At 53.5% G+C, this 12,724-nt stretch carries 10 protein-coding genes; 4 read left to right on the top strand and 6 right to left on the bottom strand.

Annotated features, from left to right (window positions below; translation table 11 throughout):
* Positions 1–141: 141 nt before the first annotated feature.
* The 3 genes from BUF15_RS13030 to BUF15_RS13020 are packed head-to-tail and all read right to left on the bottom strand — an operon-like array spanning position 142 to position 6,088.
* Positions 142–3,270 carry an efflux RND transporter permease subunit gene (locus BUF15_RS13030; protein ID WP_234981176.1) on the bottom strand — a complete coding sequence of 1,043 codons (3,129 nt, stop codon included), beginning with the start codon at positions 3,268–3,270 and terminating at the stop codon, positions 142–144.
* Positions 3,271–3,304: 34 nt separating this feature from the next.
* Positions 3,305–4,603, bottom strand: coding sequence for an efflux RND transporter periplasmic adaptor subunit (locus tag BUF15_RS13025; RefSeq protein WP_073613929.1), 1,299 nt, complete (start codon positions 4,601–4,603; stop codon positions 3,305–3,307).
* 39 nt (positions 4,604–4,642) lie between these two features.
* Positions 4,643–6,088, bottom strand: a complete 1,446-nt coding sequence (locus tag BUF15_RS13020) for an efflux transporter outer membrane subunit (RefSeq protein WP_084553972.1) — start codon at positions 6,086–6,088, stop codon at positions 4,643–4,645.
* Between the two features lie 186 nt (positions 6,089–6,274).
* Between BUF15_RS13020 and BUF15_RS13015 the strand changes: the two genes are divergently transcribed.
* Together BUF15_RS13015 and BUF15_RS13010 are read left to right on the top strand one after the other, a co-directional pair.
* Positions 6,275–7,711: an ATP-binding protein gene (locus BUF15_RS13015; protein ID WP_073613927.1), complete on the top strand. Its 1,437-nt coding sequence runs from the start codon at positions 6,275–6,277 to the stop codon at positions 7,709–7,711.
* Positions 7,712–7,718: 7 nt separating this feature from the next.
* Positions 7,719–8,399 (top strand): response regulator, encoded by a 681-nt coding sequence (locus BUF15_RS13010; RefSeq protein ID WP_073613926.1) that lies wholly within the window; start codon positions 7,719–7,721, stop codon positions 8,397–8,399.
* A 46-nt stretch (positions 8,400–8,445) separates the two neighbouring features.
* Here the strand turns inward: BUF15_RS13010 and BUF15_RS13005 are convergent, their stop codons facing one another.
* The gene (locus tag BUF15_RS13005; protein ID WP_073613925.1) at positions 8,446–9,417 is read right to left on the bottom strand and encodes a zinc transporter ZntB; all 972 of its coding nucleotides are present in this window, start codon (positions 9,415–9,417) and stop codon (positions 8,446–8,448) included.
* 216 nt (positions 9,418–9,633) lie between these two features.
* Here BUF15_RS13005 and BUF15_RS13000 point away from each other — a divergent pair, with 216 nt between their 5' ends.
* Complete coding sequence (locus tag BUF15_RS13000) at positions 9,634–10,959, top strand: DUF945 family protein (protein ID WP_073613924.1); 1,326 nt, start codon at positions 9,634–9,636, stop codon at positions 10,957–10,959.
* A 134-nt stretch (positions 10,960–11,093) separates the two neighbouring features.
* Positions 11,094–11,246: a hypothetical protein gene (locus BUF15_RS27130; protein ID WP_159441294.1), complete on the top strand. Its 153-nt coding sequence runs from the start codon at positions 11,094–11,096 to the stop codon at positions 11,244–11,246.
* Positions 11,247–11,303: 57 nt separating this feature from the next.
* Here BUF15_RS27130 and queF read toward each other — a convergent pair whose 3' ends face one another.
* Together queF and BUF15_RS12990 are read right to left on the bottom strand one after the other, a co-directional pair.
* Positions 11,304–12,119, bottom strand: coding sequence for an NADPH-dependent 7-cyano-7-deazaguanine reductase QueF (gene queF / locus BUF15_RS12995; protein WP_073613923.1), 816 nt, complete (start codon positions 12,117–12,119; stop codon positions 11,304–11,306).
* A gap of 170 nt (positions 12,120–12,289) precedes the next feature.
* Complete coding sequence (locus tag BUF15_RS12990; RefSeq protein WP_073613922.1) at positions 12,290–12,724, bottom strand: hypothetical protein; 435 nt, start codon at positions 12,722–12,724, stop codon at positions 12,290–12,292.

Genomic DNA, 12,724 nt, shown 5'->3' with positions numbered 1-12,724 from the left:
ATCATGAAATGGACGTTTTAACCGGTTATAGGAATGCTGGCAAGTGGAGGAACGAAGAGAAAACACGAGGTGTGCCTTACACCTCACCGACTGAGATCGTCGGTGAGGCGGAGACAAGATGACGTAGAAGCAGTGATCAACTTAGTCCGGCAGGCTATGATTGTCGCCAAGTCTGCCAATGTGTTGCTGATGCGAAGTCGTTGCAATTTCCGGTTGGGAACCAGATGCTTCCTGCATGAATATTCGAATGTTCTCCACGATCAGATAGAGACATGGTACCAGTACCAGCGTGATTACCGTGGCAAAGAGGATACCGAAGCCCAGTGAGATCGCCATGGGGATCATGAACCGGGCCTGGCGGGAGGTCTCCATGATCATTGGAGCGAGACCAAAAAAGGTGGTGAGTGTGGTCAGCATAACAGGCCTGAAACGCCGCATTGCCGCTGCAGCGATGGCGTTATGCGCGTTAAATCCTTCCCGCCGGCGCTTGTTGGCGTAGTCTACCAGAACCAGAGAGTCATTGACCACTACACCGGATAAGGCCACCACTCCCATCATACTCATCAGGCTAAGACTGTAGCCCATAATGAGATGACCAATAACCGCCCCGACAAATCCAAACGGAATGGCTATCATCACGATGAGTGGTTGACTGTAACTCCTGAAGGGTACCGCCAAAAGGAAATAGATGGAGACCAGGGCAAAGGCAAAACCCTGCATCAAGCTTTGTACGCTCTCCTTCCGATCTGCCTCGCGACCCTGATAGCCATGGGTAAGGCCTGGAAAGGTATGGGCGAGCTCCGGCAGGGCCGAGTTATTCAGGGCCGCCAGAATGATCGGGGTGTCCTCAATGGGGTCTACATCGGCCTTGACGGTGACGGTTCGGCGACCGTCCCGTCGGGTGATACTGGTGTAAGCGCGGCTGCGTTCCACATCGGCGATGTCCGAAAGTGGTACGAAGGTGCCGGCAGAGGTGGCAATCAGCATCCGTTCGATATCAAATTCGCTGAGCCGTTGGGACTCAGGCAGCTGCACTCGCAGAGTCACTTCATTTGCGCCTCGCTGCTGCTTGAGAGCTATAGCTCCCTGGAAGGCGTCGCGCACCTGACGGCCTACCTCTGTTGGCGTAAGACCTAGGCTGCGGCCTCGTTCATTGATGGTAAAATTGAACTGTGGTTTTCCTGGGGTATATCCATCGTCGATATCCTTGACTTTCGGAAATTCCGCCAGCTTATCTGCCAGTATGGCGCTCGCCTTGTCCAGAATTTCAATATCCCGGTGGCTCAGCTCAATGGCAATGGAAGAGCCGCTGCCAGGGCCGCCGCGATCCGATTCGAAGACAGTGGATTCAACTCCAACAATGGGCCCCACTTCTTGTCGCCAAAGCTTTGTGACGTCTTTAGTGCTTAGCGGGCGAATATCCGGTGGGGTGAGGAAGGCGTTTACCTCGATGGTGTTTTCATCAATCTCCGAGGCGATACCCTCCACCAGCTTGTCGTCGCCGTTTTGTTCGCGAACCCGTTCCATGGCCTGAACGATCTGATCCCGAACCTTGGCAAGTTGGGAGTAAGGGCTCCCATATGGCAGATTGGCGGTAACTACGGCCCGGTCTGACTCGACCCGCGGCATGAGAATCATCCTGATGCGGCCGCTCTGCACATATCCAAAGGTTACCAGTAACATGGCAATAAGCAGGGCGACGGTCAGAAATTTCCATTGCAGTATTGATTCAAGTGCCCGTCCGTAGATGTTTTCGACAAACCAGTTGAATTTTCTGCCAAAACCCTGTTGCAACCGGTTGAGGGCGCGTACCAGAGGATTTGACGGCCGGGGATTGCTGTGGGCCAAATGGCTGGGCAGGATCAAAACCGATTCAAGCCAGGAGACAAGGAAGACAGTGATGACCACTAACGGAATCACCTTCCACACCTTGCCCATAATACCGGGGACGAACAGCATCGGCATGAACGCCACCACGTTGGTCAGGATGGAGAAGGCGATGGGGCCTGCCACATCCTTGGCGCCTTCGATGGCGGCTTCAGCAAAGGAAAAACCCCGCTGTCTGTATTCATAGATATTTTCGCCGGCAATAATGGCGTCGTCGACCACGATACCGAGGGCGATAATAAAGGCAAAGAGCGAGATCATGTTGATGGTGACGCCGAAGAACGGCAGAAAGAGCAACCCCCCGAGAAAGGAGATGGGGATGCCCATGGTAACCCAGAAGGCCAGCTTCATCTCAAGGAACAGTCCCAAAAGGCCCAACACCAGAACCAGACCGAAAAAGGCGTTTTTCAAAAGCAGCTCGAGTCGCTGCTTATAGACTTCTGAGTCGTCGCTGGTAATGGTCCAGTGGATACCGGGAGGCAGATCCGATTCTATCTCGGCCATGGCCGCGCGGGTGGCATCGGAGACACCGATGGGGGTCTGCTTGCCGACCCGGTAGACCAGGAGGTTTAACGACCGTTGCTGTTCATAGGCGGCTTCACGGTTTGAGCTTTCAAATCCTTCCGTGACATCAGCAATGTCCTCAAGATAAACGGTTGTACCGGTGGTCGTGGAGACGATGGGGATGCGAGCAAATTCTTTTGCCCAGTCTCGCCGGTTGTCGACCCTTAGGAGGATCTGGCCGCCGCTGGTTTCCACCTTGCCGCCAGGTACTTCTACCGACGACTGGCGGATAATGGTGGCCACCTGGGTAAGGGTCAGGCCGTACATCCGTAGCTTTTCGAGGGGAATTTGCACCTGCACCTCAAAATCTCTTCCGCCGCCGATGTCCACCTGGGTGATGCCGTCAGCTTGCAGGAGCCGGTCGCGAACCTGTTCCACAACCTCTCGTAATGACAGCTCACTCACGTCACCGTAAAAATTGAGCCGCAACACCTGATGCCGCCGCGACGCCATAGATACGATCGGGTCCTCGGCGTCATCCGGGAAGGTGGAAATGCGATCTACCTCCTGCTGGATGTCCTGCAGGACGGTCTGCCGGTCGGCGTCATCCATCATCTCGGCGCGAACGCTGGCACTGCCTTCGGAGGCGGTGGAGGTGATCTCCTTGATACCATCGATACCCTCAATAGCGTCTTCGATGGCTAAAATGATACCTTTTTCCACTTCTTCCGGGCTCGATCCGGGATAGGAAACGCTGATGTTGACCCGGTCCAGTTCGAATTCGGGAAAGACTTCCTGTTTGATCCTGGTGGTCATAAAGATTCCGCCAAGGATCAGAAAAATCATGAGCAGGTTCGGGGTGACCCGGTTGTGGATCATCCAGCTGATGGGGCCGCTCTCTTGGGTGGTGAGCTTACTGAGCACTGGGGTTTCCTCCTGCATTTTCCATTTTCCCCTTCTTGCCTTGCCGCTGTCCGTCCACTGCCGTTTTTTTGTCACCGGCAACTTGTAGCGCGATGCCGGCGATGGGAGAAGAAAGTTGGGAGACCACCAGTCGTTCACCATTGGCAAGGTCATCAGCGACAATCACCTGGTCGCGATTACGAAAGAGAATGTCCACTTCCCTTATTTGCAGTTGTCCCTTATCGTCCATCAGCCAGACCTTGTTGCCGTCGTGGATATGGGAGCGATCCAGTTTGACGGCTGAATTGATGGGGATTCCAACTATCTCAGCTTTGACAAAGGAGCCGAGCAGCAATTTCGGTTTGGCGCTGTTCTCTGGTTTCAGGCAAAGTGGATCGTTAATTTCCACCAGGAGCTGGGCCATGCGCCCCTGAGTTTCAAGAGCAGCTTCAAGCCGGATAAGTTTCCCGGTGCGGAACTGGTCGGTGTTGCTCTGAGGGTAGATGCGCACTTCAGAGCCAGTTTCACTGGTGGTGGGAAATTTCAGCCATTGCAGCTGGTCAACGGGGAGAGTGAGCCGCAGCCAGAACACGTCGGCACCAACCAGCCGGGCCAGCGCTGTTGATTCGTTGACACGTGCGCCTACATCGGCACTGCGGTTCTCAATGACACCGTTGAAAGGGGCTTTCACCTCAGTACGGGCCAGATCGAGCCGGGCTTGTTCGAGTTTAGATCGGGCAACAGCAAGTGAGGCCTTCAGCTTTACCAGCTGCGGCTCGCGCAGGATGAGGGCCCGCTCTTCGGGCCGGACTTTTTCATTAACCAGAGCAAACTCTCTGGCGGCGATGGATTGATTGCCCATCTCTATTGCCAGATCGCTTTCGGCCTTTTGTACTTCACTCTCCAGCTGTTGGAGTGTCAAACGGTAGTCGTCCTGATCAATTTTCAGCACGGTTTCACCCGCCTCGAAATGGCCGCCAGGCACAAACTCGTTACTGACTTCGATCACCTCTCCGCCGACCCGTGGTTTTAAATCGACCTCCCTGGCGGCGACTATTTCACCCATGGCCTCAATCATGGTTGTCTGCAGACCCGACTGGATAGTACGTACTTCGACCAGAGTGGCATTTGGCGGTCGTTTCACAGGCCGGGCTTCGGGTGAAGTCCGCATCAGGTAGACGGTAATCGCCACTCCGCAGGCGAGGATCACCGCAGGAAGCAGAAAATGCAGGATGAATCCGGCTATTTTGTTGGTCTTGCGGTGAATTTCTCCGGGAGCGATATGTTCCTCTGGTCGTATCATGTTCATGGCGGCTCTGGCTTTTATGGTTATACGGATTTTTCTTTTTCAACTCTTATCGGAAATGGCGATCGAGGTGGGCGGCACATGTCCGCCCAGAGCTCGGTACAGGCTGATTCGATTACTGATGAGTTGCTGTCGGGCAGTCAGTACATTACGCTGCAGGGACTGTTGAGACAGCTGGGCCCCCAGCACTCGCTGATATTCGACAGCGCCCAGCTTATAGCGATCGCGAATGTTGTAGATGGTCTGGGTAGCCAGTTCGAGCTGGACTTCAAGGCTGGAGATAAGCTTTTTCTGTTCTTTTTCGGCGACGAGGGCGTCTTCAACTTCACCGATGGCTTCGAGAATAGTCCGATTGTAGGCCAGCAAACGTTCACGGGTCACGGCAGTGGTGCGATCGACCTCGGCCTGACGACTGCCGCCATCCACGATTGGTCCGAGGAGATTGCCGGCGATGGAGGCCAGCCAGTTGTCAAAGAGCTGGCTGGCGGTGCCGGTGGTGGTGAGATCGGCAGAGATTGAGAGACGCGGATATTTGTCGGCAATGGCTGCGGCTACTCTCCGGTCAGCGGCCAACACATTAAAGAATGCACCTCGGATGTCCGGTCGGTTGTTCAGCAGATCGAGTGGTACGCCGGTGGCAGGCAGAGGTGGCAGCGCGATCAGTTCAGGTTGCTCTGGCAGGGTGAGCAACCCAGGGGAAACGCCGCTCAAGATGGCCAGTTGATGTGTGAGCTGGGCAGCATTGCTTCGTTCTCGGGCCATTTCTCCTGATTTCGACTCAATCAGCTGTTGCTGCTGGAGCACATCGGCAATGCCGATCTGGCCGGCATTGAATCGCAATCTGATAAGCTCCAGGCCCAGCGTATTGACCTCCTGCTGTTTTTTCAGAAGTTCCATTTGGCTGTAGCTTTCTGCCAACTGGTACCAGGTGGTGGCAATCTGGGCCGCCAGGGAAAGCGCAGCCGTCTGCAGATCTTCTTTCGCGGTGCTCACTTCAAAAAGGGTTGCATCTTCCTTGGCCTGCAGCCGGCCCCAGAGATCAACCTCGTACCCGGCTGCCAACCCCAGGGAAAAATTGCTGGTCGAACTGGAACTGTCATCGCGGCGTGTTCTGGTTTCAGTCCCTTTGGCCTGGGCGTCGAGGGTTGGGGATAGCTGGGCTCCGGCTTGACGGGAGATCGCTTCAGCCTGCAGCAAACGTTCCTGGGCAATCTTCAGGTCCAGGTTGGATTGGAGAGCTTGTTCAATGAGTTGTTTCAGGTCGGGATCCGGGAGATCCTGCCACCACTCATCCGATATTCGCAATTCGCCCTGTTGGGAAAATTGTGCAGGTAACTCAACCTCGGGTGATTGTGGCAGCAAACCGGTTTTGGGTGCGCAGCCAAAGAGCAAGCCGGCAAAGAGAAGCAATAGTAACCTGCGTCCAAACGAACGGTGTGCGCATTTGTGGGCCGGAGCGGCGGGTAGGGATGATGCCGGTCTTTTCATGTGTCGTTCTCTTGTAAAGAAAGAGGGTAGTTTTCGAAATATGCAGATTATTACACAATTAATAAGGATGAATTGTGGCAAGAATGTGAAAAGAATGTGCAAAGAGGTATCCTGAAGATATTCCCTCAAAAAAAGAGAGGATATCTGGTACAAAAATATGGAACAGTACCTCAAAAGGATATCTCGATGAAAATCAGATTACACTATAAGCTCTTTGCAGCAATTCTCGCGGCCATTCTGGTGGTGGTGGTCTATATGACCCTTGTCATGCAGTGGAGTTTCAACCGTGGTTTTCTTCACTATGTGAGCAGTGTCGAGTATGAGCAGCTCAAGCGTGTTGGTACCGAGTTGGAGATCATCTACAAAAAGCATGACGGTTGGAGTTGGCTTACCGATGACCCGATTCGGGTTGCCGAAATCATTATCGGCAGCTATGCGGATAGAAAGCAGAAAGAAAGGTTTCTAGAGCGGTTGCGGGGAAATGGACGCGGCAGCAGAATGCTTCCCTCCGGACCACGGCCGGCCGAGCTTCCGCCGAGTTTGTTGCCGAGGGTTTTTCTGCTCGACGAAAAAAAGCATACGCTGTTCGGCTTTGATCCCGGCCAATCCAGCGTCGATCTGATTGAGCTGCTCCATGAAAACAAAGTGGTGGGGTATGTGGGCCTCTATCCGGCCCGATATCTATCAGAGAAGCTGGAGCTAGTTTTTGCTAATCAGCAAAAGTTCACCCTCATGCTGATCGCCGCTGCAGCAGTGCTCATTGCCGCTGGTTTGACATTCCCCATCACCTATATGCTGACTCGGCCCATTCGGGAGATGGCTGCAGCTACCCGTAGCCTTGCCAAAGGGCGTTACCAGACCCGTATTCGCATGAATTCCAGTGATGAGTTTGGGCAGTTGGCCCAGGATCTGAATGATCTCGGTACTATTCTCGAGAAAAACCAGATTGCCCGAAGTCAGTGGATTGCCGATATCTCCCACGAGCTGCGCACGCCGCTTTCCATTCTGCGCGGCAAGATCGAGGCGTTACAGGATGGGCTCTATCAGCCGACCGAAGAACTCTATCGTGGTCTACATCGGGAGGTCATGCATCTTGGTCTCCTGGTCGATGATCTCTACCAGCTGTCGCTTTCCGACCTGGGGGCGATGTCCTACCAGCGGGTAGAGGTTCAGCCATGCTGGGCCCTGGAACAGGCGATATCTCTTATGGAGGCGGAGCTTACAGATCATGGACTGCGGCTGGAAACCGAAGTGGATATCGATAATGATGCCTCACTCTTTGCCGACAATGAGCGACTCAAGCAGTTGTTTACCAACCTACTGGCCAATGCCATCCGCTATACGGATTCCGGCGGCACTATCCGTATCCATGTCGGCTGTGAGAAGCAACATTTGGTGTATACCTTTGAGGACACCGCCCCCGGAGTAAGCGACGAAGATCTTACCAGGCTCTTTGACCGTCTCTACCGGGTCGAGGCCTCACGCAGCCGGGAACTGGGCGGTGCGGGATTGGGCCTGTCCATTTGCCACAGTATCGTCACAGGCCATAACGGCACAATCGAGGCGGAGCACTCCCCTTTGGGAGGTTTGCTGGTGCGGGTGCGACTGCCGCTTTCTGAGTAATAGCATTATGACCGAGCACATTCTCATCGTTGAAGATTCAAGGGAGCTGGCGAAGCTGGTGAGCGACTATCTGGCCCAGGCCGGGTTCCGGAGTCACTGCCTCCACACAGGAGAGACTGTGGTGGCTTGGGTGCGTGAACACAATCCGCGACTGATTCTGCTGGATCTGATGCTGCCCGGTTGCGATGGGCTGACGATTTGTCGCGAAATACGTACCTTTTCGCAGGTGCCGATCATTATGGTGACGGCAAGAATCGAGGAGTTGGACCGGTTGACGGGGCTTGAGCTTGGGGCCGACGATTATGTCTGCAAGCCGTTCAGTCCACGGGAGGTGGTCGCCCGGGTGAAAGCGGTGCTCAGGCGCAGTGAAGAATTGAACAACCATGGCACCGGGGCAAAAAGCGGGTCACTGCAGCTTGACCCGGCAAAATACGAGGCCAGGATCGACAGTATCCTACTGCCGCTCACGGTCGTTGAATACCACCTTCTGGCGCTCTTGGCCGCTGAGCCCGGCCGTGTTTTTTCCCGTGGTCAATTGATCGAGAGAATCTATCCCGATCAGCGGACGGTCAGCGACCGAACCATCGACAGTCATGTGAAAAAGCTCAGAAAAAAGATCAGCGAGGCCTGCGACCGGGAGCTGATCCATTCCGTCTACAGTGCCGGATATAAATTTGATGACAGGTAGGGACTGCCACTCTCAGGCTGGAGCTGACATCAACAGCAATTCAGTTTCAAAACCACTTCTTTTTCCAAAGATAATAGAGCTGCATGCTCAGTAAAAAGAGGATCAGGCCGGAAACGGTCATAAACCCGTACTTACTGTCGGAACCGGGGATGCCACCGACGTTGATCCCCAATAGCCCGGTGAGGAAGCCAAGCGGCATAAAGAGGGTTGCCACCAGTGAGAGGGTGTACATCTTGTTGTTCAGTTGTTCTGAGAGCCGGTTGATGAACTCCTCCTGGGCGATGATGGCTCGGTCGCGGATGGAATCAAGCTCCTCGAGATGCCGGTTCAGGAGGTTGACGTTTTCCCTGAGACGCATTTTATCGCGGCGCTGCAACCAGGGTGGAGGTTCATTTAATAGGTGATTGATGGCGTCTTTCTGGGGTGCAAGGTAACGTTTTAAACGAATGGCCAACCGTCTGAGTCGTGCCAGTTCGACCCGGAGTTCGGAATATTCCTCCATTAGCAGGTTGTCTTCCAGCTGTTCGAATGCGTCTTCGAGTTGATCGAGCACCAGGGAGATGCGGTCGTCGATATGCCCGACAAGGGAGCTGATGAACTCACTGCTATTTTTCGGGCCGTCCCCATGGTGCAGTTCCTCTTGGATATCCTCAAGCGAGGACATCCTGCGGCGGTTGGAACTGATGATATACTGTTCATCGGCCCAAATCCGCACCGCGACCATATCTTCCGGGTCTGCGCCGGGGTTCATGTTGACACCGCGCAAATCAAGAATCAGGTCGGTGTGAAAGAGCATGGCGCGGGGACGTGAGGTCTCTTCCAGTAGACTCTCCACCGCCAGCGGATCGAGCCGGTCGCAATTGCGCAGCCAGGCAGCCGCTTCGGGGCTGGTGTAGTCAATGTGTACCCAGAGCAGATGATCGGGATGGACGGGCAGCGTGTCCGTTGATGATATCTCAATTTCTCTGCCATGTCCTGTTCGGTCCAGTAGAAAACCGTGGATCGCTTTGCTGTGCATGGAAACTCCCCTTCTTGTCGGTTATCCGGCATATCGTACTGCCTAATGGAAAAGCGCAACCATTTAAACTGTAAACTATTTTATAACAGGATATAACCAGAAAATATTACGTGCTAATGGTCAGACTACCGCGACTCTGGTATGATCGCGGTAAGTGATTTGTAACGGATAGGTGTCCGTGATGTTAAAGTGATTTGCCTCAATTGGAGTGAAAATATGAAAAAGGTTGTCATAGCAATTGTTATCGTCCTGGCACTTGTTGGAGCCGGGATGCCTATTATCAATGGTATTTTGATGGAAAAGGGCTATCGGGAGCTGGTGACCCAGGTCAACACCATGTATACCGACCAGGGCAATGACATGCAGATGGATATCGTCCGTTATGATCGAGGGCTAACTTCTTCGGAAGTAGAGTGGAAGATCGATCTTGGCGGTTTGAAGGCCGTATATGGGATTGACGAGGTTGTCGTGATCGATCGTGGCAAACATGGCTATCGAGGAGTTACATTTACCTCCAGCCTTGAGCAGAATCCATGGTACAGCAAATTTGTTGCCGGCCAGCCGGGAGGAAAAGACCCGATTACTGTTGTTACAGAATATACCCTGGGCGGCGATATCCGCTCCAATATCTCCCTTCTGCCCATGACCTTCAAGATCGAGCAGGATACGCTCGAGTCCCGCGCTGCCAAATTTGATATTACCAGTGACTGGAAACTTGAGAGGATACAGGCTAACGGTACCTGGGAGGGGATGACGGTGCCCGATAAGATGACCCTGGAGGGTGTATCGTTTAACTCCGATGTACGACTGATTTCATCCTTTATCTGGGACGGGGGTGCTTCCGCACATTTCGGCAAAATGAGCGGCCGTGACGGCGTAACGGAATTGACCATGGACGGTCTCCGGACCGGTTATACCGCTCATTATGACGAAGTGAACAAGACTCTCGATATCGAGGCCTCTTATGGGGTTGGTCTGCTTTCCGACGGCCTTGATAAGGTTGAAAACGGGAGTGCCACCATGGGTGTGAGGGGTCTTGATGCTGCAGCCTATGAGGAGGCTATGAAAAGCTACACAAAGATCCTTGGTGAACTGTTGACCGAACTCGGGAATACTACCGAAGATCCGGAGGTGGCGCTACAGGCATTTCAGGCCAAGATGAGCAGTGTCGGCCTGCAGATGGTGAGCATTGTGGAGAAATTTCTAAAACCCGGCCTGGAAATTTTCGTAAGCGACGTGCATGCCGGGCTGCCGCAGGGTGAGGTGAGTGGAGATCTGGTGGTGAAGCTTGAAAAAGAGCTGACTGTGGGGCAGATGTTCCCGATGCTGCAGCAGCCGGAGCAGGTATTTGAATACCTCACCTTCCACTCCAACATGCAGGTACCGGCGGAATTGGTTGGCGAAAATCCCATGCTGCTCGAACCAGCTTTTCCAGGCATGAAGACCGGACTTTTTGTCAAAGACGGTGCCAATCTGGTCAGCAAGATGGAAACCAGGGATAAAAAATTGTTTCTCAATAATGAACAGGTCGATCTGAATTGATCCGTATTTGTTACAGGAAATGGTATGTTGAGGTGTGTTGGTTCATGTGCACACGTTGTGGAAGAAACTGCTCCTGATGTGAACATGATCCGATACATGTTGATATTGATTCAAAACTAAGAGAGAGGTATGCCATGAATGAAAAGCCAGAGAACAGTGTTCAGGTGCAGCAAAAAAATGAACCAGCAGAAAAGCCTGCCTGGTATGATTCTCTCATCAAAATAGTTCAGGATCTGCTGGAATTTAATATGCACACCTACAAACAAGAGAAGGTTCCACGACTGTAAAACCTTTTCTTTCGAAGGCGTGCTGAGGACAGGCTCTCTGTTGTTCGCAGTTATCCCTTATTGACGTGGATCGCGAAGATTTGGCCATGGCCCGGTCCCGGTCGAGCGGATCGGGTTGATGTCGATGCCGCCGCGGCGGGTGAATCGGGCCGTAACCGTGAGTTCTGCCGGTCGGCATTGCTTCATGATATCGCTGAAGATATTTTCCACGCACGCCTCGTGAAAGCCAGCGTGTTCCCGATAAGAGATGAGGTAGCGCAAAAGGCTCTCCGGTACGATCCGCTTCCCCTCGTAGCTGACGGTTACCGTCGCCCAGTCGGGCTGGCCGGTAACAGGGCAGCAGGAACGAAAGAGCCGGGAAAAGAAGGTCTGTTGTGTCGTATCGTCCCCTGTGGCGAGAATCGATGGATCGGGTATGAAGCTGACCTGGTCAATCGTCTGTTCGTCAAGGCAGATTCCTTCCGGTTCGTTAATCGTCACCTTGGCGAAATCCCTTGGTTCAATCAGAACGACCTCTACCCTGGCACCAGCCGTCGCACTTAAGTCCTTCTCCATTGTTTTTCTCACCGTGTCTCCGCTCACAAATCTGCTCATATTGAATGAGTTGCAATAGAGCTTGAATGACTTCGACTCGATCAGGTTCGGGGATGAGGACGGCACCCGCAGCTCAGCCATCGCCACTTCCGGCCGACCTGATTCGGAGAGCCAGGAAAGTTCATAGATATTCCAGATATCCTCACCCAGCCAGCTTGCAACCTGTTTGGCAATTCCTGCCGCTTCCCGGCCAAGCTGACGTGGTATGGGGCAGAGCAGGCTGGGATCGTAGGTAAAGCTGTAGGCAACGTGTTTGCCTAAGGGGAGTTCATTGGCCATTGTTGATGGAACCTGATGTAGAGGAGCGGTAAATTGCTGCTGCGAAATGTTGATCAGAGAATGTGAAACAGTTGGTAGCGTGTCCCGGCGGCGATGTCAAGTAAACCCTTTTGCTGCAGATTGTTTATGCAGGATATTCTGTTGCTGTTGATCCTGCGCTTAGAAACGTCTCAAAGCAGTATCAGGTTCTCCGCAACCCACCTGGCTGAATTGGCATAGACCTCATTTTCCTTACCGATCACCACATAATCAGGATGTTGGACCTCAATGCGCCCCTCCTTGGTGACCAGCACGGCAACCACCCCTTCGGGCACCTGAACGAGCCTGCTCCGTGCGGTTTTGCGATAGTGTCCCGCTGTCACCTCCTCATAGGTGGCAGTAAAGATCTCCTTTTTGATTGGGTATTCCTCGCCGGATGGCTGGACGATAATCCAGTCCAGCCCCGGCGTCGCGGTGAGGGTGCCACCGGCAACTTCAAAAGTTTCTTCGCTTTTGGGTTCACGGATAGTGACAGTGGTTTTCCGTTTGGCATCCCGCGGTACACCCCAGCCAGAGGGAATCTGGTCCCCGTTTTCAATAACAACGCGCTCTATCTCTTCCGACAT

It is taken from the genome of Desulfopila aestuarii DSM 18488 (assembly GCF_900143695.1).
In the GTDB taxonomy this organism is placed as follows: domain Bacteria; phylum Desulfobacterota; class Desulfobulbia; order Desulfobulbales; family Desulfocapsaceae; genus Desulfopila; species Desulfopila aestuarii.
Note: the sequence above shows the minus strand (reverse complement) of the source record. Positions and strands in the feature narration are given on the sequence as shown.